Source organism: Crossiella sp. CA-258035, from assembly GCF_030064675.1.
GTDB lineage: Bacteria > Actinomycetota > Actinomycetes > Mycobacteriales > Pseudonocardiaceae > Crossiella.
This window is the reverse complement of record NZ_CP116413.1, coordinates 4,171,305-4,196,641: the sequence shown is the minus strand read 5'-3', so window position 1 is coordinate 4,196,641 and position 25,337 is coordinate 4,171,305. Positions and strand designations below refer to the sequence as shown.

Sequence of the window (25,337 nt, the reverse complement as noted above, 5' to 3'; positions counted from 1 at the left end):
TCAGACCAGGTCGTACCGGTCCGCGTTCATCACCTTGTCCCACGCGGCGACGAAGTCGCGGACGAACTTCTCCTTCGCGTCGTCGCTGGCGTAGACCTCGGCGACCGCGCGCAGCTCGGAGTTCGAGCCGAACACCAGGTCGGCGCGGCTACCGGTCCAGCGCAGCTCGCCGGTGGTGCGGTCGCGGCCCTCGAAGGTCTCCTGGTCCTCCGAGGCCGACTTCCACTCCGTCTCCATGTCGAGCAGGTTCACGAAGAAGTCGTTGGTCAGCGTGCCGGGGGTCGTGGTGAGCACGCCCAGCTGGGACTTCTGGTAGTTCGCGCCCAGCACGCGCAGGCCGCCGATGAGCACGGTCAGCTCGGGCGCGCTGAGGTCGAGCAGGTTCGCCCGGTCGATCAGCAGGTACTCGGTGGGCAGGCGGTGGCCCTTGCCGCGGTAGTTGCGGAACCCGTCCACAGTCGGCTCCAGGGCGGCGAAGGACTCCACGTCCGTCTGCTCCTGGGTGGCGTCGGCGCGGCCGGGGGTGAAGGGCACCTCCAGCTGGAAACCGGCGTCGCGGGCGGCCTTCTCCACCGCCGCGCAGCCGCCGAGCACGATCAGGTCGGCCATCGAGACCTGCTTGCCGCCGGTCTGCGCGCTGTTGAACGCCAGCTGGATGCCCTCCAGCAGGCGCAGCACCCGCGCCAGCGTGTCCGGCTCGTTGACCTCCCAGGACCGCTGCGGCTCCAGGCGGATGCGGGCGCCGTTCGCGCCGCCCCGCTTGTCGCTGATCCGGAAGGTGGAGGCCGAGGCCCACGCGGTGGAGACCAGCTCGGCGGTGGTCAGCTCGGAGGCCAGGATCTGGCCCTTGAGGTTGGCCACGTCGGCCGCCTCGATCAGCTGGTGGCTGACCTCGGGGATGACGTCCTGCCAGAGCAGCTTCTCCTGCGGCACCAGCGGGCCGAGGTAGCGCTGCAGCGGGCCCATGTCGCGGTGGGTCAGCTTGAACCAGGCGCGGGCGAAGGCGTCCGCGAACTCCTCCGGGTGCTCCAGGAAGCGCCGGGAGATCGGCTCGTAGATCGGGTCGAAGCGCAGCGCCAGGTCGGTGGTGAGCATGGTCGGCGGCCGGGACAGCGAGCCGTCCTCGGGGTCGGGCACGGTGTTGGCGCCCGCGCCGTCCTTGGGCTGCCACTGCCAGGCGCCTGCCGGGCTCTTGGTCAGCTCCCACTCGTGGCCGAACAGGTTCTGGAAGAAGCCGTTGCTCCACTGGGTCGGGGTCGAGGTCCAGGTGACCTCGAGGCCACTGGTGATCGCGTCCCGGCCCTTGCCGCTGCCGAAGCTGTTCTTCCAGCCCAGGCCCTGCTCCTCGATGCCGGCGCCCTCGGGCTCGGCGCCGACGAACTTCGCCGGGTCGGCCGCGCCGTGCGTCTTGCCGAAGGTGTGGCCGCCGGCGATGAGCGCGACGGTCTCCTCGTCGTTCATCGCCATCCGGCCGAAGGTGTCGCGGATGTCGCGCGCGGAGGCCAGCGGGTCCGGGTTGCCGTTGGGGCCCTCCGGGTTGACGTAGATCAGGCCCATCTGCACCGCGGCGAGGGGGTTCTCCAGCTCGCGGTCACCGGTGTAGCGCTCGTCGCCCAGCCAGGTGCGCTCCGGGCCCCAGTACACGTCCTGGTCCGGCTCCCACACGTCCGCGCGGCCACCGGCGAAGCCGAAGGTCTTCAGGCCCATGGTCTCCAGGGCGCGGTTGCCCGTGAAGATCATCAGGTCCGCCCAGGAGATCTTGCGGCCGTACTTCTTCTTCACCGGCCACAGCAGGCGGCGCGCCTTGTCCAGGTTGCCGTTGTCCGGCCAGCTGTTCAGCGGGGCGAAGCGCTGCATGCCGGCGCCCGCGCCACCGCGGCCGTCCTGCACGCGGTAGGTGCCCGCGCTGTGCCAGGCCATCCGGATCATGAACGGGCCGTAGTGCCCGAAGTCCGCGGGCCACCACTCCTTGGAGCTGGTCAGCACCTCGTCGACGTCCCTGGCCAGGGCGTCCAGGTCGACGGTCTGGAACTCCGCGGCGTAGTCGAAGTCCGCGCCCATCGGGTTGGCCACCGGCGAGTGCTTGCGCAGGATGCTCAGGTTGAGCTGGTTCGGCCACCAGTCACGGTTGCTGCCACCCTCGGTCGGATGGCTGAAGCGGCCGTGGGCGACGGGGCACCCGCCGGCCTCCTCCACGTTCATGTCTCCAACAACGGCGTCTGGGCTGTCAGCCACGGGAATCCTTCCGGGATCTCAAGCGGTGCTCAGGAACTGGTGGTGGAACAGTCGGGGCACACGCCCCAGTAGATGACCTCGGCCTCGTCGATGGCGAAGCCGTGGTCCTCGGTGGCGGTCAGGCAGGGCGCCTCGCCGACGGCGCAGTCCACATCGACGATCGCGCCACAGGACCGGCACACGAGGTGGTGGTGGTTGTCCCCCACGCGCGCCTCGTAGCGGGCCACCAGCCCCGGCGGTTCGATCCGCCGCAGCAGTCCGGCCGTGGTGAGCGCGCGCAGCACGTCGTACACGGCCTGGTGGGACACCGCCCCGAGGTCGGCCCGCACGACACCGAGGATCGAGTCCGTGTCGGCGTGCGGGTGCTCGTGCACCGCGGACAGCACCGCGAGCCGGGGCCGCGTCACGCGCAGTGACACCCCGCGCAACATGCGCTCGAAGTCCGTAGTGGTGGGCACGGCCGCAGTCTTGCGCATTTTCTGGAATGAATCAAGTTTGCGCCCGGAGGGTGCCGTGGGCCACGCACGGGCGGGCGAACCGGGACGCGTGGCGTCGAACCGGCTGGGACGGTCGGTGTGATCATGGCAGTGGCGGCGGAACCGGGACGCGATGGTCCCCCTCAACGCACAAAAGGAGCGTGCCCGCTCCTTTCCACCTTCAACTTATAGCGCACCGGGGGTCTTGCGGCAAGGCCCCACTCATGCCGCACAATCACCGCCTCAAGCCGGTTACCTGCGGAAATGGAGTCGCTCTGTGCGAGTGTTGGTGTCGACGTACGGGTCACGCGGGGACGTGGAGCCGCTCGTGGGGCTCGCGGCGCGGTTGCGCGGACTCGGCGCGGAGGTGCGGGTGTGCGCGCCGCCGGACGAGGCGTTCGCGCACCGGCTGGCCGGGGCCGGCGTGGCGCTGACGCCGGTCGGCCCGTCCGCGCGCGAGCTGACCAAGGCCGCGCCGCCGCCCTCCTCGCTGCCCCGCTACGCCGCCGAGCTGATCGCCACCCAGTTCGAGGTGCTGACCGAGGCGGCGCGGGGCTGCGACACGATGGTGGTCACCGGGATGATGCCGGCCGCGGCCGGTGCGCTGTCGGTGGCCGAGAAGCTGGGCGTGCCCGCGGTGTCGGTGACCTTCCAGCAGCTCGACCTGCCCTCGCCGCACCACCCGCCGATGGCCTACCCGGGCTGGCCGCTGCCCGAGGGCGTCACGGACAACCGGGAGCTGTGGGAGTTCAACGCCCGCAGCGTCAACGCGCTCTTCGGCGCGGCGCTCAACGACAACCGGGCCGCCCACGGCCTGCCGCCGGTGCCCAGCGTGCGGGACTACGTGCTCGGCAAGCGGCCCTGGCTGGCCTCGGACCCGGTGCTGGACCCGTGGCAGCCCGGCGACCTGGACGTGGTGCAGACCGGCGCGTGGCTGCTGCCGGACGACCGGCCGCTGTCGGCTGAGCTGACGGCGTTCCTGGAGGCGGGTGAGCCGCCGGTGTACGTGGGCTTCGGCAGCATGCCCATGCTCGCCGCGCCCGACCTGGCCGGGGTCGTGGTGGACGCGGTGCGCGCGCAGGGCCGCCGGGTGGTCCTGGGCAGCGGCTGGGCCGATCTGGGCCTGGTGGAAGACCTGGCAGACTGCTTCGTGGTCGGCGAGGTCAACCAGCAGGCGCTGTTCGGGCGGGTGGCCGCGGTGGTGCACCACGGCGGCGCGGGCACCACGACCACGGCCGCTTGCGGCGGGGTGCCGCAGGTGGTGGTGCCGCAGCGCGGGGACCAGCCGTACTGGGCCCGCCGGGTCGCCGAGCTGGGCGTGGGCGCGGCGCACGACGGTCCGGTGCCGACCTTCGAGTCGCTCTCCGGCGCGCTGCGCTCGATCCTCGAGAAGGAGACCAGCGCCAGGGCCCGCGCCCTGGCGGGCAAGATCCGCACTGACGGGGCAGCCGTGGCCGCGTCGCTGCTGCTCAACGCGTGAAAAGTGCCACCGAAGTCCAGTTCGGCAGTTGTGAGGGGTATTTGTCCATTCAGGGTTACGACGAGGAACTGCGCTCCGAGCGGGACTACGTCGCCGGTCTCTACGAGCGGCTGGACGAGCTGCGGACGCGCGCGCAGGAGGGGTACACCGCGGCGCTGGGCGGCACCGGCGGTAGCCCGATGGAGCGGGATGTCGAGGTGCGCGCGCAGGCCAGGGAGGTCAAGCGGCTGTCCGTGGCCGACAACGGGCTCTGCTTCGGCCGGTTGGACAGCCTCTCCGGCGAGCACGCCTACATCGGCCGGATCGGGCTGTTCGACGAGGACAACGACTACACCCCGGTGCTGGTGGACTGGCGGGCCCCGGCGGCACGCGCGTTCTACACGGCCACCGGCGCGAACCCGGAGAACATCCGCAGGCGCCGCCAGTTCCACACCAGGGGCCGCGAGGTGCTCTCCTTCACCGACGAGGTGCTGGGCCGCCCCGACGGCGCGCAGAGCGGGGACGCGGCGCTGCTGGCCGCGGTGAACGCGCCGCGCGGTGAGGGCATGCGCGACATCGTGGCCACCATCCAGGCCGAGCAGGACGAGATCATCCGGCTGGACCACCCCGGCGTGGTGGTGATCGAGGGCGGGCCCGGCACCGGCAAGACCGTGGTGGCGCTGCACCGGGTCGCCTACCTGCTCTACACCCAGCGTGAGCGGATGGAACGCCACGGCGTGCTGGTGATCGGCCCCAACCCGGCCTTCCTCAACCACATCGGCCGGGTGCTGCCCTCCCTCGGCGAGACCGACGCGGTGTTCATGACCGCGGGCAGCCTGGTGCCCGGCCTGAACGTCACCGCCGAGGACGGCCCGGAGGTGGCCCGGCTCAAGGGTTCCCTCACGATCGTCGACGTGCTGAGCGCGGCGATCGCGGACCGGCAGCGGCTGCCCGAGGAGCCGGTGACCGTCGACCTGGACGACGTCACCATGCGGATCGACGCCGGGGTCGCCGAGTGGGCCAGGGACGAGGCGCGCGCGACCGGGCAGCCGCACAACGAGGCCAGGGTGAAGTTCGTCGAGATCCTCACCTGGGCGCTCACCGAACGCGCCATCACCCGGATCGGCAAGGGCTGGCTGACCAGGGAGAACCGCAAGGAGTGGGAGCAGCTGCGGCGGGACCTGACCAAGCAGCTAATGGCGAACGAGACCTTCACCGCCACCCTCCAGGAGCTCTGGCCGCTGCTCACCCCGGAGTCCCTGCTGTCCTCGCTGCTCTCCTCCCGCGAACGGCTGCGCGCCGCGGGCGGGGACCAGGCGCTGTGGCGGGCCGACGGCGCGGCCTGGACCGTCTCGGACGTGCCGCTGTTGGACGAGCTGGTCGACCTACTGGGCCGGGACAAGGCCGCGGACCTGGCGGCTGAGCAGGCCGCCGAGCGGGCGCGCAAGGCCGAGGCCGAGTACGCCGGCAAGGTGCTGGACATGCTGGTGCGCCGCGAGGACTCGATGGACGACGAGGACCACCTCTTCGCCCACGACATGCTCTACAACACGGACCTGGCCGACCGCTTCGTCGAGCGGGACACCCGCACCCTGGCCGAACGCGCCGCCGCGGACCGGGACTGGACCTACCGGCACGTGGTCGTCGACGAGGCCCAGGAACTGTCCGAAATGGACTGGCGAGTCCTGATGCGGCGCTGCCCAGGCCGCTCGTTCACCATCGTCGGCGACCTCGCCCAGCGCCGCTCGCCCGCCGGGGCGAACTCCTGGGGCGAGATGCTCGACCGGTACGTGCCGGGCCGCTGGGTCTACCGGTCGCTGACGGTGAACTACCGCACCCCCGCGGAGATCATGACCGTGGCCGCGTCCGTGCTGGCCCAGTTCGCGCCGGAGGTCCAGCCGCCGGAGTCGGTCCGGTCCTGCGGCGTGCGGCCGTGGTCCCGCCGGGTCACCGGCGACGAGCTGGCCGCCGCCATCGAGGAGTTCGTCCGCGAAGAGGCGGACCGGGAGGGCACCAGCGTGGTGATCGGCCCGCCGGGGGTGCCGGGCACGGTGCCCGCCTCGGAGACCAAGGGCCTGGAGTTCGACGCCGTGCTGGTGGTGGACCCGGACCGGATCCTCGACGACGGCCCGCGCGGCGCGGCCGAGCTCTACGTGGCCCTCACCCGCGCCACCCAGCGGCTCGGCGTGCTGCACCAGGGCCCGCTGCCCTCGGCGCTGACCGGACTCGTCGAGCAGGAGCAGCTGGTGTAGCTCAGCCGGGCAGCCGCACCGAGGCGATCTGGGTGCCCTGGGCGACCAGCCGGTCCTTGCTGTCCCAGGCGGCAACGGTCACATCGACGTGGCCGTTGCCGAGCTCCGCCGCCGCGGCCCGCAGCCGGATCGGTCCCGGCGCGGGCAGCGCGCGGAGGTAGGCGGACAGCTGCACGGTCGGCGCCCAGCCGTACACGCCGAGGTCGTAGGTCACCGGCGGCAGGCAGTCCAGGGCGAGCACCAGGCTCAGCGGGTCCCAGTCCGACCCGTCGGCCAGCCGCAGCCACCCGGCCAGCTCGGCCCGGCCGCCGGGGTTGCCGGTCAGGAAGCCGAGACCGGCTGGGTCGAGGTACTGCTCGACCTGCTCCAGGAGGTGGATCCGCAGCCCGCCGCGCTGGTCTGCCACTGGCGAGCGCGGGCACTCCGCCAGCGGCGGCAGCGCCACCGGCTTCGAAGCCGACCAATACGGGTCGTCATCACTGAGCCGCCCCAGGGTGATCAGCGCTTCCACCCTGGGCAGCCCGTCCTGGCTGAGCCTGGCCCGCACCTGGGTCACGCCGCGGCCTGCCCGCAGCACCTCGGCGCTGACCACCGCAGGTCCGGGCGCACCGCGCTGGAGGAAGGAACCGCTGATCGCGGTGACGTGCGGATGCGTCTGTCCGGCCAGCTCGGTGGCCGCGCGGCCGAGCACGGCGAGCAGGTAGCCGCCGTTGGGGATGTCCTCCAGCCCCCAGCCCTGGTCCAGCACCACGTCGAAGTCCTGTGTGCCGGCCCGCCGGGCCACCGCGGTCGCGCTCTGAAAATCCCCCATACGAGGCAGTCTAAGCCCGTACAGTGCCGCGCCATGGCGAACCTGGAGCTGATGACCGCCGAGGACGTGCGGCTCATGCAGGGCCTGGCCCAGCGGGTCACCGCCCTCCGCCCCGACCTGGTGAACAGCGACGCCGCCTACGGTGAGCTGGCCTGGAACTGGGGCAAGGGCCACGCCGCCGACGGCGCGAGCTGGCCGCGTGAACTGTGGTTCGCCGAGGGAGAGCTGGTGGCCTGGGGCTGGGCGCACCTGCCGCGCCAGGTCAGGCGCAATGACGGCTCGGTCAGGGACATCACCGGGGCCTACCTGGCCTACCAGGTCCACCCCGAGCACGCCGCGCTGGTCGACGAGGTGATCGACTGGTACGACCGCACGGCGGCTGGCCTCGAGCGCACGGTGCTGCCCAGCGCCGCCGACGAGCACGCCCTGACCCGGTGGGCCGCGCACGGCTACCAGCCCGACGCCGCGGCGCTCGGCGACACCGGCGACTGGACCCAGCTCAACGAGCGCGACCTCACCGACCTCGAAGCGCCGGTGCTGCCACCGGGATTCCGCTTCCGCACCGCCGAAGAAGCTGGCCCGGAGGCCGCCGTCCAGGCCCACGTGGACGCCTGGGCTCCCACCACCTACACCGCCGAGAGCTACCAGGGCGTCCGGCGGACCGCGCCGTACCGTGGCGACCTGCACGTCCTGGTGGAAGCGCCGGACGGCACCATGGCGGCCTCGACGATCATGTGGCTCGACGAGGTGAACAAGACCGCCGAGTTCGAGCCGGTCGGCACGCACCCTGGCTACCGGCGGCTGGGACTGGCCAGGGCGATGCTGCTGCACGGGATGCACCTGGCGCGGGCGGCGGGGGCCACCCACATGACGGTCGCCTGCCTGGGCGCGCCGGGGCATCCCAGGGCGCGCGGGCTGTTCTACGGCGTCGGGTTCCGGGAGCTGTGCCGGGACGCGCCGCTGATCAAGAGCTGAGCGCGGTCAGCTGCCGGTGGCGCTGGGCAGCAGCGCGGGGCAGCCCGCGGTCACGTAGCCCGGGTCGTACTCGAAGTGCCACTGCTCGTTGGCGTACCGGCGGCACCAGCCCACCTCGCGGCCGTTGCGCTCCACCCAGACCGCGGAGGCGATCGGCTGGATGTCCACCGCGATTCCCTTGACGTGCATGGACTTCTCCGGCGGCAGCACGTACTTGGCGGCCAGCTCCCTGGTGCCGAAGCGGCGCACCGCGTCGGCGAACTCCCGCTCCTGCTGACCGACGCTGCGCTTGCCGTCCTGCACGCAGAGCTTCACGTTCGCCGCCGCGGCCTTGTCCCGCAACCGCTGCCAGGCCGCGGCCACATCATCACGCAGGCCCTCGGGCTGCTCGTCGACGTAGCGCTGGTCCAGCTGGCAGGGCGGGCCCTTCTCCGGGCCGGGGATGCCTTCGACCAGGGCGAGCGGCTTGCCGGTGATCGGGTCGTTGACGAAGGTCACCTGGCCGGTCGCGCCCAGTGTCGCCACCGCGGCCACCGCGAGCATCAGGGCCAGCAGCAGGCCGATCTGGGTACGCACCCGGCCCAACGTACCCACGCCCGGCGGTTTGCCCCAGGTTTGGTGTTCTCGCCCACAGGTGTTACCTGCTGCGCCGAGGTTTCCGGTTCCGGCCACCACCGCGGTTGGTGTCCCGCCGCACGACCTGGGTCCGCGCCGGTTTCTTCTGCTTCGCCGGGGCCGGGGGCTGCGGCACGCCGCGGGTGCTGTTGACCGTTCGGCCCCGCACGATCCCGATGAACTGCTCGGTCAGCTCGGTCCCCGCGTCCTCCAGCCAGGCCAGCGCGACCTGCGAGGCCGGGGCGTCGGTCAGCGGGCGGAAGGTGAGGTCCTTGCGGTGGTGCAGCCGGGCCAGCGACTGCGGCACCACCAGCAGCCCCACCCCCGCGGCGACCAGCTCGACCGCCATCGCGGTGGTCTCCGGCCGCTCCCGCGCGGGATGGCCGGGCGGGGCGGTCCAGTCCAGGGTGTCGTCCAGCGGGTGCAGCACGATGGCCTCCTCCAGCTGCACAGACGAGATCTCCGCACCCTCGGTGAACGGGTGCTCCTTGGGCAGCACGACCACGGTGGTCTCGGTGTAGAGCGGGATGGCGTGCAGCCCGTCCCGGTCCACCGGCAGCCGCAGCAGCACCGCGTCCGCCGCGGCCGCGCGCAGCAGCTCAGCGGCCCCGGCGGCGGGCACCGGAACCAGGCTCAGCGGCACGTCGGGCAGGCGCTCCTGCCAGGTTCGCACCCACTTGGCCGGGGTCGTGCCGGGGACGTAGCCGAGGCGGAACGACGAGGGGGTGTCCGAACCAGTCACGGTGTGCAGATTACCGGCCGATATCCTGGGCACATGACACCGCGCAAGACCTCCCAGACGATGAAGCCCGCGACCGCGGCGAAGAAGCTGGGCGTGTACCTCCCGGCCACCCCGGCTGAGTTCCAGGAGGGTGTCGTCTCGCGCGATGAGCTCAACGCCCTGCAGACCGACCCGCCGGAGTGGCTCCGCGAGCTGCGCCGCAACGGCCCGCACCCGCGGCCCATCCTCGCCCTCAAGCTGGGCATCTCCATCGGCGGCCTGGCCCGCGGCGGCATCACCGAGGCGCTCACCACCGCCGAGGTGGAGGCGCTGAAGACGGAGAACCCGGAGTGGCTCCAGCAGGAGCGCGCCACCCAGGCCGAGGTGCGTCGCGAGGCGGCCCGGCTGAAGGAAGAGGCGGACAAGCGCGGCTAGAGCGCTGGTCGTGGTGTCCGAAAAGGACGGCCGGACGCCACCGATCTGCGCGAACAGTGGGAGGTGTGTCAAGGCCGCTGGCGCACGGCGCCGTCGGCCGCGACGATCACCCCGGCCTGCGGTTGACCGCCGCCGCAGTGCGCACCGGCCGGGAAGACCTCCTTCGGCGTGAGCTGAACGTCCTGCTCCACCAGCACCACGCCCGCGGCGTCGGTGAGCCGGAGGCTGAGCCGCATCGGCTCCAGCTTCAGCCCCGCCTGGTCGAGGAAGCCGTTCTTCGCCCCGGTGCGGACCAGCTGGGCCGAACAGGCTTGCTCCGGTTTCCCGCTCGGGCAGGTCGAGGGCACGGCCGCGGTGGACTCGTCCAGCACCACGTCCTTGCCGTCCAGCGTGGCCTTGGCGACCTTGGCGGCCAGCGGCGCCTCGATCTCCAGACCGATGCCCGCCCGGGCGGCCATCGCCGGACAGGCAACGCCGCCCGGACCGCCACAGCCGGTGAGCACGGCCAGCCCGGCCAGCGCCAGCAATAACCTCCGCATACCGGCAAGACGGTGTGCGCAGCTCACCTGGTTGCAGTCCCGGAGCATGTCGCCAAGCCTCTGAGCAGAAGTTCCACCAGTCGTCGGGGGTCGTAGCGCGGGTCGGTGTCCCGGCCGGCGCACAGGTTGCCGATGCCGCGCATCAGCTCGTAGGCCTGCGTGCCGGGCCTGATCTCGCCTGCCTCGACCGCGGCGTCGAGCAGCTGCGCGCACACCGGCACCAGCCGGTCCAGGAAGTAGGCGTGCAGGGTCTCGAAGCCACCGCTGTCGGACTGCAACGCGTTGGCCAGCCCGTGCTTGGTGACCAGGAAGTCCACGAACAGCTCGGCCCACTTCCGCAGCGCCGCCAGCGGTGAGCCGGTCTCGGCCAGCAGCGCCGGGCCCGCCTCCGCGCAGGCTTCGACCTGGTGCCGGTAGACCGCCACGACCAGGTCCGCCCTGGTCGGGAAGTGGCGGTAGATGGTGCCCATGCCGACCCCGGCCTTGGCCGCGATCTCCCGGATCGGCGCGTCCACACCGGAGCTGACGAACACCGCGGCGGCCGCGGTCAGCAGGGTCTGCTGGTTGCGCACCGCGTCGGCCCGCTTGCTCCGGGGCTGGCCTGCTGTGGACACACGCTCTCCTTCCGCACGAGCCCGTTGACAAAACGGAACAGCGCTCCGTATCGTTCCGGAACGTCGCTCCGTTTGAGCGTAGCCGAGCGCTCGGCCATCCGCCCAGTCAAGGGAAAACACATCATGCGTGAACCGACCGCTGTGCTCTCGATCAGCCCCGTGGTGCTGCCCGCGCCCGGCCGCGCCGTGGACCTCCAGCTCCGCGTCTCCGTGCCCGTCACCGGCAATGACCTGCCGATCATCCTGCTCTCCCATGGCCAGGGACACTCCAACCACCTGTCCTCGCTCAACGGCTACGCCCCGCTCGCCCACTACTGGGCCGCACACGGTTTCGCCGTCTTCCAGCCCACCCACCTGAGCTCGCGCTCGCTGCGCCTGCCGCCGGAAACCGTTGGCGCGCCGATGTTCTGGCGTTCCAGGGCCGAGGACATGTCGCTCATCCTGGATCGCCTGGCCGAGATCGAGGCCGCCGTCCCGCAGCTGCGCGGACGTCTGGACCCGGACCGGGTCGCGGTGGCCGGGCACTCGATGGGCGGCCACACCGCGAGCCTGCTGCTGGGCGCGCGGCTCACCGATCCGGACAACGGCGTTGAGGTGGACCTGGCCGACTCGCGGATCAAGGCTGGCGTGCTGCTGGCCTCGGTCGGCCGGGGCGGCGACGCGCTCACCGAGTTCGTGGCCGAGAACTACCCGTTCCTGTCCAGCACCGACTTCACCAAGATGACCACGCCCGCGCTGGTGGTCGCCGGGGACAAGGACGCCTCCGCGCACCTCACGGTCGCGGGCCCGGACTGGCACGCCGACCCCTACCACCTCTCCCCCGGCCCGAAGTCCCTGCTCACCCTCTTCGGCGCCGAGCACGGGCTGGGCGGGATCTCCGGCTACGACGTGGCCGAGACCACCGACGAGCACCCGGAGCGGGTGGCCGCGGTCCAGCGGATGACCTGGGCCTACCTGCGCAGCACGCTCCACCCGGGCGACACCGCCTGGCAGACCGCGTGCGCGGAGCTGCCGGCCGATCTTGGCCGGGTCGAGGCCAGGTAAGCGCGAACGGGGCGCCCGGCTCGGGCGCCCCGTCCTCATCCCGCGGTGGATCAGGCGACGGTGTAACGGAAACCGTCGTCCTCCAGCTCGTCGTCGTGGTCGTCGTCGTCCTGGTCGTCGTCGTACTCGCGGACCGGCGCGTCCTTGGTGGCGTCGAACTTGCCGTCGCCGTCGTCGGTGGTCAGCACGGCACGCAGCGAGTGGGTGCCCTGGCCCAGCGCCGGGTTCAGGGTGACCGCGAGGTCGCGGTGCGCGCCCTGCGGCACCGGCGCGGAGCCGAGCAGCTTGCCGGACTGGTCGTAGACGGCGACGTGCCCGGCCTTGGGCAGCTCGGCCTCCTCGATCAACACCTTGACGCCGTCGCCGCGCTGGTCGTCAGCGTCGATCTCGGTGCTGGGGAAGGACACCGGAGCGGGCTGGTTCGGTTGGTTGCCGGGCTGCGCGGCGCCGGAACCCGGGGCCGCGATGCCGTTCGGCAGTGGCGCGGCGCCCGGAGCGGCGCCCGCGCCGCCCGCGCACCCGCTGAGCAGGACCCCCAGCACGCCGGCGGTCGCGATCAGGAACTTGGCACGGTGTTGGTTCGTCATGGCACCCAGCTTCGCCGCGCGACCTGGCGCCAGCATGAGTCCCAGATGAGCAAGCCTTCATGAGGCGAACAGCGGCCGGTCCGCGGCAGGCAGCCACTGCCGGTCCGGGTCGAACGGGGTGTACCCGGCCCGGATGTGCTCGATGAGCCTGGGCAGCAACGGATGCCGGTTGCCGCGCAGCCACAGCATGGACCACGGGTACAGCGGCACCGGGTCGACCAGCGGGATGCGCGCGATGCCGGGATGCCAGGGCACCCGCATCTTCTCCCCGCCGAAGGTGAACCGGTCCTCGGAGGCGGCGATCTGGTCCAGCATGTGGTCGAAGCCGAAGTTCGGTCCCGTGGTGCTGATGGTCAGCCCGAAGTCGCGGCGGAAGTCGGCGTAGAGGTCGGCCCACTCGCTGCCCGGCTCGTTGCCGGGCATCCAGGCGATCGAGTCGGCCAGCTCGTCCGGCCGGACCCGCCGCCGACCGGCCAGCCGGTGTTTGCGCCCGGCCAGCAGGTGGTGCGGCTCCAGGTAGGCCGGGATGTGCTCGATACCGGGTTCCAGGCGGCCGAACACCCTGGCGAAGCCCACGTCGACCGCGCCGCTGAGCAGCCCGGACCGCACCGTGCGCAGCCCCTTGGACGAGACGATGTCGATCTTGGCGTCCTGGTTGGCCTCGTGGAAGGACCTGATCAGCTCGGTCGGGCAGACCCTGGTGGCCAGCACGTCCACCCGCAGCGGCCGGTCCCGCGCGCGCAGCGACCCGACCGCCTGGTCGGCCAGCGCGAGCAGCGCCCTGGCGTGCGGCAGGAAGGCCCGGCCGTCCTCGGTCAGGCCCGTGCCGGTACGGCCGCGGCTGACCAGCTCCGCGCCGAGTCCGGACTCCAGCTTGGCGATCCGCTTGGACACGCCCTGCTGGGTCAGCCCCAGCTGGTCGGCGGCCGCGCCGAAGTGCTGCTCGTCGGCGACGGCGACGAAGGCCCGCACCGCGCCCAGATCCAGGTCCACCCTGCTCCTTCCACAACGACAGGTTGTCCACGGGCCGTGTCGGTTGTTGGACGTTCCCTTGCCAGGTCCCGTCCAATGCACTCCGCCCGGCACGACAGTACAACCAGGAGGAGTGGCGGATGGGGTCGTTCACACACCTGCACGTGCACACCGAGTACTCCATGCTCGACGGCGCGGCCAAGATCGCGCCGCTGTTCGCCGAGGCGAAGCGGCTGGGCATGTCCGCGGTCGGCATGACCGACCACGGCAACATGTACGGCGCGGACGAGTTCTACCGGCAGGCGGTCAGGACCGGGCTCAAGCCGATCATCGGCATCGAGGCGTACGTGGCACCGGGCAGCCGCGCGCACAAGAAGCCGGTGTTCTGGGGCGATCCGGGCCAGCGCGGCGACGACATCTCCGGCGCGGGCGCCTACACCCACCTGACCATGCTGGCGGAGAACGCCACCGGCCTGCGCAACCTGTTCCGGCTGTCCTCGCTGGCCTCGATGGAGGGCTACTACCGCAAGCCCCGGATGGACCGCGAGCTGATCGCGGAGCACGCCGAGGGCATCATCGCCACCACCGGCTGTCCCTCCGGCGAGGTGCAGACCCGGCTGCGCCTTGGCCAGCCCGCCGAGGCGCTGCGGGCGGCCGCGGACCACCGGGACATCTTCGGGCCGGACAGCTTCTTCCTGGAGCTGATGGACCACGGCCTGACCATCGAGCGTTCGGTGCGCGAGGGCCTGCTCGACATCGGCCGCCGCCTGGGCCTGGAACCGTTGGCCACCAACGACTCGCACTACGTCACCAGAGACCAGGCGGAGGCGCACGCGGCGCTGCTGTGCGTGCAGTCCGGCAAGACCCTCAACGACCCCAACCGGTTCGCCTTCGACGGCGACGGCTACTACCTCAAGTCGGCCCAGGAGATGCGCGCCTACTGGGACACCGAGGTCCCCGGCGCCTGCGACTCGACCCTGCTGATCGCCGAGCGTGTCCAGCCCTACGACGAGGTCTACGCCCACCGCGACCGGATGCCCCGCTTCACCGTCCCCGACGGCCACACCGAGGCGAGCTGGCTGCACCACCAGGTGCTGGCCGGACTGCGCCGCCGGTTCCCCGAGGGCATACCGGACGGTTATGAGCCGCGCGCCGAGTTCGAGCTGGCGGTCATCGCGCAGAAGGGTTTCCCCTCCTACTTCCTGGTCACCGCGGACCTGATCGAGCACGCCAGGGAGATCGGCATCCGGGTCGGCCCCGGCCGTGGTTCGGCCGCGGGCTCGCTGGTGGCCTACGCGCTGGGCATCACCAACCTGGACCCGATCCGGCTGGGCCTGCTGTTCGAGCGGTTCCTCAACCCGGAGCGGGTGTCCATGCCGGACATCGACATCGACTTCGACGACCGCCGCCGCGGCGAGATGATCCGCTACGCCACCGAGAAGTACGGCGCGGACCGGGTGGCGCAGGTGATCACCTTCGGCACCATCAAGACCAAGGCGGCGATCAAGGACGCGGCCAGGGTCCACTTCGGACAACCCGGGTACGCCATCGCGGACCGGATCGCCAAGGCACTGCCGCCACCGGTGGCGGCCAAGGACATTCCTCTGTCCGGCATCGTGGACCCGGCGCACGAGCGGCACGGCGAGGCGGCCGAGGTGCGCGCCCTGCTGGACTCCGACCCCGAGAGCCGGCAGATCTTCGCCACCGCCCGCGGCCTGGAGGGCCTGATCCGCAACGCGGGCGTGCACGCCTGCGCGGTGATCATGTCCAGCGAGCCGCTGTTGTCGACGATCCCGTTGTGGCAGCGGGAGGACGGCTCGGTGGTCACCGGCTGGGACTACCCCTCCTGCGAGGCCATCGGCCTGCTGAAGATGGACTTCCTCGGCCTGCGCAACCTGACCGTGATCGGTGACGCCATCGACAACATCCGGGCCAACCGCGGCGAGGAGATCGACCTGGACCTCCTCGGGGTCGAGGATCCCGCGGCCTACCAGCTGCTCGGGCGCGGGGACAGCCTCGGCGTGTTCCAGCTCGACGGCGGCGCGATGCGGGAGTTGTTGCGCCGCATGCGACCCACCGAGTTCGCCGACATCATCGCGGTCAACGCGCTGTACCGGCCGGGCCCGATGGCGATGAACACGCACAACAACTACGCCGACCGCAAGAACGGCCGCCAGCCGGTCACCCCGATCCACCCCGAGCTGGCCGAGCCGCTGCGCGAGATCCTGGCCGAGACGCACGGCCTGGTGGTCTACCAGGAACAGATCATGCAGATCGCGCAACAGGTCGCCGGGTACTCCATGGGCCGGGCCGACGTGCTGCGCAGGGCCATGGGCAAGAAGAAGAAAGAGGTGCTGGAACAGGAGTTCGAGGGCTTCGAGAAGGGCATGCGCGGCAACGGTTTCTCCGCCGAGGCGGTGCGGGCGCTGTGGGACACCATCCTGCCGTTCGCCGGCTACGCCTTCAACAAGTCGCACGCGGCCGGGTACGCGCTGGTCGGCTACTGGACGGCCTACCTGAAGGCGAACTACCCGGCGGAGTACATGGCTGCGCTGCTGACCTCGGTGGGCGACAACAAGGACAAGTCCGCGATCTACCTCTCCGAGTGCCGCAGGCTGGGCATCCGGGTGCTGCCGCCGGAGGTGAACTCCTCGGAGGTGCGCTTCGCCGCGGTGGACGAGGCGATCCGGTTCGGGCTGGGCGCGGTGCGCAACGTCGGCGCGAACGTGGTCGAGTCGATCATCCGAACCCGTGCGGCGAAGGGGAAGTACGAGTCCTTCCCGGACTTCCTGGCCAAGTCCGAGCTGGTGGTGTGCCAGAAGCGGGTGCTGGAGTCGCTGGCCAAGGCCGGCGCCTTCGACGCGCTGGGCCACACCAGGCTGGCGGTGTGCCAGGTGCACGAGGAGGCGGTGGACGCGGTGGTCCCGTTGAAGCGGCAGGAGGCGCTGGGCCAGTTCGACCTCTTCGGCCCCAGTCCGGAACAGCCCGCCACCTCCTCCCCGTTGGCACACCTGCGGTTCAGCGCGCAGGAGTGGCCGCGCAAGCAACTCCTGTCCTATGAGCGGGAGATGCTCGGCCTCTACGTCTCGGCGCACCCGCTGGACGGCGCGGAGCCGATCCTGCGCAGGCACGCCCGGCTGCCGATCGCGGCGATCCTGGACAACCCGCCGCGCGAGGGCGAAGTTCAGCTGGCCGGGCTGATCACCGCGCTGGAGCGGCGGGTCAACAAGAAGGGCGAGCCGTGGGCGATCTGCACCATCGCCGACATGGACGCCGCGCTGGAGGTGCTGTTCTTCCCCAAGGCCTACGCGTTGTTCGCGTCCGCTTTGGTGGAGGACAACGCGGTGCTGGTCAAGGGCCGGGTCAACTGGCGGGAGGACCGGATGTCGGTCTTCGGCGGCGACCTGGTCCCGCTCGACCTCACCGCCCCCAGCACGGAACCGCTGGTACTGAGGGCAGTGCAGGAGCGGGTCACCGAGTCGATCGTGCTGGAACTGAAGCAGACCCTGTTGGCGCACAAGGGCGACACCCCGGTGCAGGTCCACATCGGACCGCACCGGTTCGCCCTCGACGACTACCCGGTCGCGGTGACCGCCATGCTGCTCGGCGAGCTGAAGGCGTTGCCGGGCTTCGTCACAGCCAGGAGTGCAGCGGCACCGTGACCTGCTTCAGCCAGGCCCCTGCGGCGAAGTCACGGGCCCGGATCACCACCCGGTCCAGGAAGACCTCCACCTGGAGACCCTGGTTGAACTTGCCGGGCACGGTCACCTCGCCGCCCTGACCGTTGTCGGTCCACCCGGTCTGGATCGCACCGGTGTTGATCACCGGAAAACCCTCGGGGTTGGCCGTGCCGGGGACCACGCGGCGGACGAACCAGTCGGAGAGGTCCAGGTTCCAGTGCGTGTGCCCGGAGAACAGGAACACGTCTTTGTAGCGCCCCAACAGGTTCAGCAGCCGGTCGGCCTGGAGGTAGTCGCGCAGGTAGAGCTTGTTGCGGGTGCCTGAGACGGTGTTCGGCAGCGGATGGTGGGTGATCACCATGACCGGCTTGCGCCAGCGCGCCCAGTGCGCGAGCCGCCGCTCCAGCCAGGTGAACTGCTCCTCGCTCAGCCACACCTCGTCCCAGAGCGCCTTGTCGTGGTAGTGCATGTACTTCTCGGTGCCGATGCACAGCACCGGGATGCCGCCGAAGAGGTGCTCGCTGTAGACGGTGTTGCGCTTGGCGAAGTGGTAGAAGCTGCGGAACAGCGAGTCCTCGGTGGTGCCGTTGGGCCAGGTGTCCTGGGCCAGGGTCTGCGGATCGCGCCACTTGGGCACGTAGAACTCGTGGTTGCCGATCGCCCAGGCAATGCCGGGATGGCTGTGCTTGGCCAGTTCGGCCTGGACCTGGGCGTACTCGAAGTCGTAACCGCGCGGGGTGATGTCCCCGGCCACCGCCAGCCCGGCGCTGCGCGGGTTGGTCCGGCGCATGTCCGCCAGCGCGGTGCCGAAGTCGGCCAGGTCGCCCTGGATGTCGCTGATCACGTTGAACCGGGTGAGCGGTTCGACACCGGCCGTGGCCGTGGGTGTACTTGCGGTGGTGGCGCCCACGGCCACGGCGGAGGCGAGCAAAAACGATCTACGATCCATGCCCGGACCCTGTCAGGACAAGGTGCACCGCCCGCAACGTTTGGTTGAACAGTCGGTTCTGGTTCAGCCGGTGCCGATCGCGAACAGGTGCAGCTGTTCGTTGCCGGGCAGGGTGACGCTGGCGATGGTCCGGCCCTCGGGCGCGTCGAACAGCGCGCTGGCGATCGGAGCTATCAACCGCAGCCCGCGCCCCGTCAACGATGTCGGCCGGTATTTGACTGGTTCCGGACAGCACCCACTCGCTAGCCTGCCCCCATGAGGGGGTCCCACCTGCTGAACGTCATCGACGTCGAAGCCACCTGCTGGCCCAGCGCCCCACCCCCGGGCCAGGTCAGCGAAATCATCGAGATCGGCCTGACGGTCGTCGACCTGACCACCAGAACCCGCCTCGCCAAACACCGCATCCTGGTCCGCCCCCAGCAGTCCACGGTCAGCGAGTTCTGCACCGAGCTGACCGGCCTCACCCAGTCCGAAGTGGACACCGGCGTCACCTTCCCCGAAGCCTGCGCCCAGCTCACCGCCGAACACGAGGCGGGCGACCGGAGCTGGACCAGTTGGGGCGACTACGACCGCAAACAGTTCCAGCGCCAGTGCACCACCACGCCCTACCCGTTCGGTTCCAGCCACACCAACGCGAAAACCACCTTCGCCACTGCGTTCAACCTGCGCAGACCAGTAGGCATGGCACAAGCCCTCAAGATCGCCGGCCTCCCACTGGAGGGCAGGCACCACCGCGGCGACGACGACTCGTGGAACATCGCCGCCCTGGTCCTCCTGCTGGCCGAACGCGGCAACTGGCCCGGCTAACCCCCGCGCCGCACCGCCCTGGCCACCAGCCACGCCAGGTAGATCGCGGTGAGCCCAAAACCCACCCCGTGCGGCCACGTCGGCTCCACCCCGGGCCCGAACACGCCCGGCAACAGCCACCGCAGGACCAGCCCCACCACCACGGTCCCCGCCGCCAGGGTGATCACCCCACCGACCACCCACGCCACAACCCGCCCCGCCGTCCACCGGCCCTCGGGCACCCGCTCCGCCATCCGCCTCACCCCCCGCACCCTAGAAACCCCACCCGGGACCGGTCCCCAACGCGCCCCATTCCCACTGCTCACCGACGAGGACCTGACGCGGGTGGTCAACTCGATCCCGTCGAACCGAACGCCTGCAGGAAGGTGTGGACGGCGGCCTGCGCCACGGCGCGCAGCTCGGTGGTGGGGACGCGGCGGGTGCCGAGGCGGGCTCGCTTGTCGATCGGGCCGGACAGCAGGGCGATGAACTGCTCGGCCGCCAGCAGTGGGTCCGGTGTGCGGAGGCGGCCGGTGACGGTGAGGCGAGCGAGCCGGTCGGCCAGGGCTTCGGTGACGCGGTCGGCCGTGTGGGTGTGGACGATGTCGAGCAGGTCGGGGAACTGGTTGATCTCCGCCGAGAGCAGTCGGCGCAGTGCCCACGACATGTCGTCGCAGTAGCACTGGAGCAGGTGCAGGCCGACGCTCTCCAGGGTGGCGCGGAGGTCGTCGCCGCGGTCGGTGAGCTGGTCGACCGCGGCCAGGTTGGCGGCCAGCGCCTGGTCGGCCGAGGCGGCGATGGCCTGGCGGAGCAGGTTCTCCTTGTCGCGGAAGTGGCTGTACACGGTGGCCTTGGCCACGCCGGCCTCGGCCGCGATCACGTCCACGCCTGCCTGGGCGTACCCCTCCCGCGCGAAGACGGTGAACGCGGCGTCCAGGATCGCCTGACGCTTGTCGATCCGCCCCCGTGCCGCGACAGCTCCACTCATGACCTGAGCATACCGGGCCGACTATGAAACTAGACTCGTGAGTCTGGTAGAACAGTATCATGAGTCTTATAGAAGATGACCGGCTGGAGCCCGCCCTGCGCCGGCTGGTCGGCGTGATCCTGCTCGGCGGTGCGCTGGGGATCCTGAACAGCACGATGGTCGCGGTCGGGATCGACCGGTTGGCCAGTGAGTTCGATGCCTCTCTCAGCACGATCGGCTGGGTCTCGACCGGGTTCCTGCTGGCGGTCACCGTGACCATTCCGGTCACCGCCTGGGCGGGGGACTCCTTCGGCGGTAAACGGATGTGGCTCACCGGCCTCGGCGTGTTCCTGCTCGGCTCGCTCGGTTGCGGGTTGGCCTGGGACACGGGGAGCCTGATCGTGTTCCGCGTGCTGCAGGGGGTCGGGGCGGGCATCCTCGACCCGCTCGTGCTGACGCTGCTGGCTCGTGCCGCCGGTCCCCGGCACGCAGGTCGGGTGATGGGGCTGATGGCCGCGGTCCTCTCACTGGGCCCGGTGCTGGGTCCGGTGGTCGGCGGCGTCGTGCTGGCCGGCCTGGGCTGGCGGTGGATGTTCCTGCTGAGCGTGCCGATCGGCGTGCTCGCGCTCATGCTCGCCCGGCGAGTGATGCCCGAGGAACCCCCGTCCGAGGGGGCGCGGGCGCGTCTTGACCTCCTCGGTGTCGCACTGCTCGGTCCCGGCTTCGCCAGCCTGCTACTGGTGCTGTCCCAGGCGGCCGATCGCGCCGAGTTCGTCGCCTGGCCGGTGCTCCTTCCACTGGCGGTCAGTGTCGCCCTGCTGGCCGGCTACGCCGTCCACGCCCTGCGTCGCGATCGGCCGCTGGTCGACCTCCGGCTGTTCGCTCGTGGCGGCTTCGCCGCGAGTGTGACCGTCATGGCGCTCACCGGTCTCGCGATGTTCGCCAGCCTGGTCGTGCTTCCGCTGTACTTCCAGCAGACGCACGGGCACGGCGCGCTCGTCGCCGGGTTACTCGTCGCGCCGCTGGGCGTTGGCGCCGCTGTCGCCGCGCCGCTGGCCGGACGTGTCAGTGACCGGATCGGCTCCCGGAACCTCGCGCTGGCCGGCGGTGTCCTCGCCGCGCTGTCCGCGTTCGCCTTCACCCGGATCGGGCCAGGAACCGGCGAGGTGTGGGTGGTTCTCGCCGGTCTGGCCATCGGCGTGGGGCTGGGCTCGGTCGGCCCGCCCGCGATGGGCTCGCTGTACCGCACGTTGCCGGGACCGCTTGTGCCACAAGGAAGTTCGGTGCTCTACATGCTCAACCAGCTCGGCGGCTCGATCGGGATCGCCGTCGTCGCGTTCACCATGCAAACCGCGACCGGCACGCTGGCGGGCCTCCACGGCGTGTACTGGTTCCTGACCTGCGCGATCCTCGCCCTGCTTGCCGCGAGCGCGCTGCTACCCGGCCGTCCGGCCACTGTCCTTGTCGCGCAGGGAGACGCCCGATGAAGACCATCGTGGTCTCCGGCGGCACCGATGGCATGGGCAGGGCCGTCGCCCGCCACTACCAGGGGCGTGGCGACACCGTCATCGTCCTCGGCCGCGACAATGACAAGGGCGCGGTCTTCCGCGACTTCATCCCGACGGACCTCAGCCTGGTCTCGGACAACAGGAAGGTCGTCGAAGACATCACCGCGGCGTTCCCGGTCGTGGACGCGCTCGTGTTGTGCGCGCGGCATTTCCGCTCGACCCGGCGACAGACCGACGAGGGCTTCGAGCACACGTTCGCGTTGGAGTACCTCAGCCGCTTCCTCCTCAGCCACGGCCTTGCCGACTCACTGAAGCGCGCCCAGAAACCGGTCATCGTCAACGTGTCCGGCCCCGGCGTGCCCAAACCCGAGATCCACTGGGACGACATCGGGCTGGCGCGGGGCTACGACGGCGTCACCGCCCAACTGCAGGCAGGCCGGGCCAACGACCTGCTCGGCGCGGCCTTCGCCGCACGACCCAGCGGGATCCCGTACGTGCTGGTCAACCCCGGCGCCGTGGCCACGAGCTTCTCCGGCGAGTACGACCCGGTGACCCTGGCCCACGTCCAGCGGCTCAAGAAGCTCGGGAAACCCGTCGAAGACGGCATCGCACCGATCCTCGCGCTCATCGACGAACCACCAGGCGTGCCGCTCAGCGCGTTCGTCGAAGGCCGGCCGATCAGCCCGGACCTCGACCCCGTCGCGGCAGAACGCCTCGCCGACCTGACCCACTACCTGCTCAGGAGGCACTCATGATCACCATCCCGCTCATCGACGGGCCGGTCGCCATCCGTGGCGCCCTCGACATCGAGCACACCCCGAACGGGCTCCTGCCCCACCGGTTGCCCGCCGTCGCCCGGGCCCAGTTCCCGGACAACCACACGGCACGGTTCGACGGCCAGCCGCTGACGATGGTCGAGGCGCAGCCGGCTGGCGTACGGCTGGCCTTCCGCACCGCCGCCACGACCATCGAGCTGGAGGTGCTGCCCACCAAGACCGTCTACAAAGGAGCGTCCGCCGTGCCCGACGGCGTGTACGACCTGCTGGTCAACGGCCGCCTCGCCGCACAGGCCAGCACTCCAGCCGGCAACACGCTGATCCTCGACCTGCCCGCCCGACGCTTCCACACCACACCCGGCAGGTCCGGCACCATTCGCTTCACCGATCTGCCCGCCGAACCGAAGAACCTCGAGATCTGGCTGCCACAGGCCGAGATCACCGAACTGATCGCCCTGCGCACCGACGCACCCGTCGACGCCCCCACACAGTCAGGTCGGCGATGGCTGCACCACGGCAGCTCGCTGAGTCACTGCGCCGAGGCTGCGAGCCCCACCGGGACCTGGCCCGCCGTCGCCGCCCGGCTCGCCGGCGTCGAGCTGACCAACCTGGGCCTGGGCACCAACGCGCTGCTCGACCAGTTCGTGGCCCGCGCCATCCGCGACGCCGACGCCGACCTGATCAGTCTCAAGATCGGCACCAACCTGGTCACCAGCGACCTGATGCGGCTGCGTGCGTTCGGGCCGGCTGTGCACGGCTTCCTCGACACCATCCGCGACGGCCACCCCGACACACCAATCCTGGTCGTCTCCCCCATCTTGAGCCCGATCATCGAGGACGTCCCCGGCCCGGCTGTGCCCGACTTCGACGCCACCACGTTGCGCTTCCGCACCCTCGGCGTCGCGGACGACCTGGCCTACGGACGCCTCTGCCTCACCATCGTCCGCGACGAGTTGGCCCGCATCACGGCCCAACGCGCCGACCCCCACCTCCACTACCTCGACGGCCGCACCGTCTACGGCCAGCAGGACTACACCGAACTCCCACCGCCCGACGGGCTGCATCTCGACCCGGCCGGCTACCAGCGCATGGGTGAGCGCTTCGCTCGACTCGCCTTCAACGGCCCCTTCGCCTGAACCTCGACCGCCGTCGGTTGAGGCACTGGGTCATCCTGCCTCCTCGCTACAGATGGTCTTGCTGGCACGTGGTCGGCGACCGCGCTCTGGTGTCGCGTTGAGCGTGCTTCGCTGGGCAGGTGGCCGGACTGTCCCAGCAGGCTCTGTCGCTGGAGACAGTCCGGCCAGCGCGCAGGCCCTGGAGGGACCCAAACTCCCCAGCCACCAGGCCGACAGCCCGGCGAACCGGTTGGAGTCGCCCCTCGCCCCTACGAGTGAACCCCCACGCCACACACCACCACCAGGCCACCACCCCCTACGACTCTGGTACTACCCACCCTGCCGCTACGTCTGATGCGCCCCCGCCCCCACCAGCGAATGCTGGCCACATCACCCCACCAACCCGCGAAACGGAGCCCCGAGCTTGATCTCGACCAGGCTGCTGCCTGCCGTGCTGGCGGTCATCGGCGGGATCGTCCTCGCCGTCCTCCTGCTCGCGCCCTTCGTCTACCGCAGCTACCGACGCCGCGGCGAACTCGGCCTTGGCCACGCCCTGCTCGCCTTCGGCTCCCTGGTCTACGCCCTGGCCCTGGTCGCCTACACCCTTTTCCCTGTGCCCCAACTGGATGACGCCTGGTGCGCCGCCCACGCCGCCGCCACCCAGCCCCAGCTGAACCCGTTGCGCTTCCTCACCGACATCGCCAAGGAACAGCGCGCCCCAGGCCTGACCGGCCTGCTGACCAACCCGGCGGTCCAGCAACTCCTGTTCAACGTGGCCCTGTTCGTCCCGCTGGGCGCCTACCTGCGGCACTACCTCCGCCGCAACGCCCTGGTGATCATCCTGCTCGGCGCCGCGGTGTCCCTGCTGATCGAGTGCACCCAGCTCACCGGCAACTGGTTCCTGTTCCCCTGCCCGTACCGCCTGTTCGACGTCGACGACCTGCTCACCAACACCCTGGGCACCGCCGTCGGCATCCTGTGCGCACCCGCGCTGCACCTGTTCGACCGCCGCCGCGAAACCAACGTCGAACTCCCCCGCCCGGTCACCACCGCCCGCCGCCTCCTCGGCATGCTGGTGGACCTGCTGTCCGTACTGGTCCTCGGCGGCGTCCTGGGCACCACCGCGAACCTGGTGGGCCACTACGGTTGTGACCTCTGGCTGGCCGCGCACCCCTGGGGCAACCTCCTGCTGACCGCTCTGACCACCTGGCTGCCCGCCATCCTCCTGCTGGCTCTGCCGGCCTTCGGCTCCAACGCCGCGACCCTGGGCCAACGAGCAGTCCGCCTACGCCGGACCCGCCCCGACGGCACAGCGCCCGGAGCCCGGATCATCCCCGCCCTGTTGTTCGGCACCTTCGGCTACTGCCTGTTCACCGGCCTCGGCCACTACGCACCGGCGGCCGCGAGCCTGGCCAACCTGCTCCCGGTAGCGGCCCTGCTGTTCGCCTGGCGCCCGCGCTCCCACCCCGGGTTCTCCGGCCTCATCAGCGGCCTCCGGGTGACCGACGACCGGGCCAACCCCAGCGCCCCTCCCCTCCCCCAGTCACAACTTCCCCACCGTGAAGGAGACACTCCATGACCGACCAGTTCTTGGCCCTCGGCGCCTCCGCCGCGATCATCCTGGTCATCCTGTCCGGCTTCTTGTTCTTCCTGGCCGCCCTGATCAGCATGCTGCGCAGCCCCCTCACCGGCGGCATGGTGCTGGTCTGGATCATCTTCGCCTTCTGCGCGCCGTTCCTGGGCCCGGTCCTGTGGTTCCTGATCGGCCGCCGCAACGCCAGGTCCTACCCAGCCCACCACTGACGCCGCCCCGCGCGCTCG

Annotated in this window: 24 protein-coding genes; 12 read left to right on the top strand and 12 right to left on the bottom strand. The window is 71.0% G+C overall.

Annotated elements, in window-relative coordinates; all coding sequences use genetic code 11:
- Window positions 1-2,202, bottom strand: a complete 2,202-nt coding sequence (gene katG / locus N8J89_RS19175) for a catalase/peroxidase HPI (protein WP_502868464.1) — start codon at window positions 2,200-2,202, stop codon at window positions 1-3.
- Between the two features lie 62 nt (window positions 2,203-2,264).
- Window positions 2,265-2,693, bottom strand: coding sequence for a Fur family transcriptional regulator (locus N8J89_RS19170; protein ID WP_283665739.1), 429 nt, complete (start codon window positions 2,691-2,693; stop codon window positions 2,265-2,267).
- A gap of 295 nt (window positions 2,694-2,988) precedes the next feature.
- On the opposite strand from N8J89_RS19170, the gene N8J89_RS19165 reads away from it, so the two are divergent.
- Both N8J89_RS19165 and helR read left to right on the top strand, forming a co-directional pair.
- Complete coding sequence (locus N8J89_RS19165; protein WP_283665738.1) at window positions 2,989-4,191, top strand: glycosyltransferase; 1,203 nt, start codon at window positions 2,989-2,991, stop codon at window positions 4,189-4,191.
- Window positions 4,192-4,232: 41 nt separating this feature from the next.
- Window positions 4,233-6,422: an RNA polymerase recycling motor ATPase HelR gene (gene helR, locus N8J89_RS19160; RefSeq protein ID WP_283665737.1), complete on the top strand. Its 2,190-nt coding sequence runs from the start codon at window positions 4,233-4,235 to the stop codon at window positions 6,420-6,422.
- A gap of 1 nt (window position 6,423) precedes the next feature.
- Here the strand turns inward: helR and N8J89_RS19155 are convergent, their stop codons facing one another.
- Window positions 6,424-7,233: a thioesterase family protein gene (locus tag N8J89_RS19155; RefSeq protein WP_283665736.1), complete on the bottom strand. Its 810-nt coding sequence runs from the start codon at window positions 7,231-7,233 to the stop codon at window positions 6,424-6,426.
- Window positions 7,234-7,266: 33 nt separating this feature from the next.
- Between N8J89_RS19155 and N8J89_RS19150 the strand changes: the two genes are divergently transcribed.
- On the top strand, window positions 7,267-8,208 hold the full coding sequence (locus N8J89_RS19150; protein WP_283665735.1) for a GNAT family N-acetyltransferase: 942 nt from the start codon (window positions 7,267-7,269) through the stop codon (window positions 8,206-8,208).
- A gap of 6 nt (window positions 8,209-8,214) precedes the next feature.
- Here N8J89_RS19150 and N8J89_RS19145 read toward each other — a convergent pair whose 3' ends face one another.
- Window positions 8,215-8,784 carry a D-alanyl-D-alanine carboxypeptidase family protein gene (locus N8J89_RS19145; RefSeq protein ID WP_283665734.1) on the bottom strand — a complete coding sequence of 190 codons (570 nt, stop codon included), beginning with the start codon at window positions 8,782-8,784 and terminating at the stop codon, window positions 8,215-8,217.
- A 61-nt stretch (window positions 8,785-8,845) separates the two neighbouring features.
- A complete protein-coding gene (locus N8J89_RS19140; protein WP_283665733.1) occupies window positions 8,846-9,565 on the bottom strand; it encodes a LysR substrate-binding domain-containing protein in 720 nt (239 codons plus the stop codon).
- A 33-nt stretch (window positions 9,566-9,598) separates the two neighbouring features.
- Between N8J89_RS19140 and N8J89_RS19135 the strand changes: the two genes are divergently transcribed.
- Window positions 9,599-9,979 carry a DUF5997 family protein gene (locus tag N8J89_RS19135; RefSeq protein WP_283665732.1) on the top strand — a complete coding sequence of 127 codons (381 nt, stop codon included), beginning with the start codon at window positions 9,599-9,601 and terminating at the stop codon, window positions 9,977-9,979.
- 68 nt (window positions 9,980-10,047) lie between these two features.
- Here N8J89_RS19135 and N8J89_RS19130 read toward each other — a convergent pair whose 3' ends face one another.
- Both N8J89_RS19130 and N8J89_RS19125 read right to left on the bottom strand, forming a co-directional pair.
- Window positions 10,048-10,518: a hypothetical protein gene (locus N8J89_RS19130; RefSeq protein WP_283665731.1), complete on the bottom strand. Its 471-nt coding sequence runs from the start codon at window positions 10,516-10,518 to the stop codon at window positions 10,048-10,050.
- A gap of 23 nt (window positions 10,519-10,541) precedes the next feature.
- The gene (locus N8J89_RS19125; protein WP_283665730.1) at window positions 10,542-11,132 is read right to left on the bottom strand and encodes a TetR/AcrR family transcriptional regulator; all 591 of its coding nucleotides are present in this window, start codon (window positions 11,130-11,132) and stop codon (window positions 10,542-10,544) included.
- 123 nt (window positions 11,133-11,255) lie between these two features.
- Here N8J89_RS19125 and N8J89_RS19120 point away from each other — a divergent pair, with 123 nt between their 5' ends.
- Entirely contained in the window at window positions 11,256-12,176 is a 921-nt protein-coding gene (locus N8J89_RS19120) for an alpha/beta hydrolase family protein (RefSeq protein ID WP_283665729.1), read from the top strand.
- 50 nt (window positions 12,177-12,226) lie between these two features.
- Here N8J89_RS19120 and N8J89_RS19115 read toward each other — a convergent pair whose 3' ends face one another.
- Together N8J89_RS19115 and N8J89_RS19110 are read right to left on the bottom strand one after the other, a co-directional pair.
- Window positions 12,227-12,763 (bottom strand): DUF7282 domain-containing protein, encoded by a 537-nt coding sequence (locus N8J89_RS19115; protein WP_283665728.1) that lies wholly within the window; start codon window positions 12,761-12,763, stop codon window positions 12,227-12,229.
- A 57-nt stretch (window positions 12,764-12,820) separates the two neighbouring features.
- Window positions 12,821-13,756: a LysR family transcriptional regulator gene (locus N8J89_RS19110; RefSeq protein WP_283665727.1), complete on the bottom strand. Its 936-nt coding sequence runs from the start codon at window positions 13,754-13,756 to the stop codon at window positions 12,821-12,823.
- A gap of 119 nt (window positions 13,757-13,875) precedes the next feature.
- Here N8J89_RS19110 and dnaE point away from each other — a divergent pair, with 119 nt between their 5' ends.
- Window positions 13,876-17,397 carry a DNA polymerase III subunit alpha gene (dnaE, locus tag N8J89_RS19105; RefSeq protein ID WP_283665726.1) on the top strand — a complete coding sequence of 1,174 codons (3,522 nt, stop codon included), beginning with the start codon at window positions 13,876-13,878 and terminating at the stop codon, window positions 17,395-17,397.
- On the opposite strand, the gene N8J89_RS19100 is transcribed toward dnaE, so the two are convergent.
- Window positions 17,369-18,364: a metallophosphoesterase family protein gene (locus N8J89_RS19100; protein WP_283665725.1), complete on the bottom strand. Its 996-nt coding sequence runs from the start codon at window positions 18,362-18,364 to the stop codon at window positions 17,369-17,371. The two genes, dnaE and N8J89_RS19100, sit on opposite strands and share 29 nt — an antisense overlap.
- 255 nt (window positions 18,365-18,619) lie before the next feature.
- Between N8J89_RS19100 and N8J89_RS19095 the strand changes: the two genes are divergently transcribed.
- Window positions 18,620-19,171, top strand: coding sequence for a 3'-5' exonuclease (locus N8J89_RS19095; protein WP_283665724.1), 552 nt, complete (start codon window positions 18,620-18,622; stop codon window positions 19,169-19,171).
- Here the strand turns inward: N8J89_RS19095 and N8J89_RS19090 are convergent.
- Complete coding sequence (locus N8J89_RS19090; protein ID WP_283665723.1) at window positions 19,168-19,404, bottom strand: hypothetical protein; 237 nt, start codon at window positions 19,402-19,404, stop codon at window positions 19,168-19,170. The two genes, N8J89_RS19095 and N8J89_RS19090, sit on opposite strands and share 4 nt — an antisense overlap.
- A gap of 95 nt (window positions 19,405-19,499) precedes the next feature.
- The gene (locus tag N8J89_RS19085; protein WP_283665722.1) at window positions 19,500-20,138 is read right to left on the bottom strand and encodes a TetR/AcrR family transcriptional regulator; all 639 of its coding nucleotides are present in this window, start codon (window positions 20,136-20,138) and stop codon (window positions 19,500-19,502) included.
- Window positions 20,139-20,251: 113 nt separating this feature from the next.
- Between N8J89_RS19085 and N8J89_RS19080 the strand changes: the two genes are divergently transcribed.
- The 5 genes from N8J89_RS19080 to N8J89_RS19060 all read left to right on the top strand — a co-directional run bounded on the left by N8J89_RS19080 (window position 20,252) and on the right by N8J89_RS19060 (window position 25,319).
- Window positions 20,252-21,604, top strand: a complete 1,353-nt coding sequence (locus tag N8J89_RS19080) for a DHA2 family efflux MFS transporter permease subunit (protein ID WP_283665721.1) — start codon at window positions 20,252-20,254, stop codon at window positions 21,602-21,604.
- A complete protein-coding gene (locus N8J89_RS19075; RefSeq protein WP_283665720.1) occupies window positions 21,601-22,380 on the top strand; it encodes an SDR family NAD(P)-dependent oxidoreductase in 780 nt (259 codons plus the stop codon). The genes N8J89_RS19080 and N8J89_RS19075 overlap by 4 nt, the downstream gene beginning before the upstream one ends.
- The gene (locus tag N8J89_RS19070) at window positions 22,377-23,537 is read left to right on the top strand and encodes a GDSL-type esterase/lipase family protein (RefSeq protein ID WP_283665719.1); all 1,161 of its coding nucleotides are present in this window, start codon (window positions 22,377-22,379) and stop codon (window positions 23,535-23,537) included. The genes N8J89_RS19075 and N8J89_RS19070 overlap by 4 nt, the downstream gene beginning before the upstream one ends.
- Before the next feature lie 403 nt (window positions 23,538-23,940).
- Complete coding sequence (locus tag N8J89_RS19065; RefSeq protein WP_283665718.1) at window positions 23,941-25,095, top strand: VanZ family protein; 1,155 nt, start codon at window positions 23,941-23,943, stop codon at window positions 25,093-25,095.
- A complete protein-coding gene (locus tag N8J89_RS19060) occupies window positions 25,092-25,319 on the top strand; it encodes a PLDc N-terminal domain-containing protein (protein ID WP_283665717.1) in 228 nt (75 codons plus the stop codon). The genes N8J89_RS19065 and N8J89_RS19060 overlap by 4 nt, the downstream gene beginning before the upstream one ends.
- The last annotated feature ends 18 nt before the right edge of the window (window positions 25,320-25,337 follow it).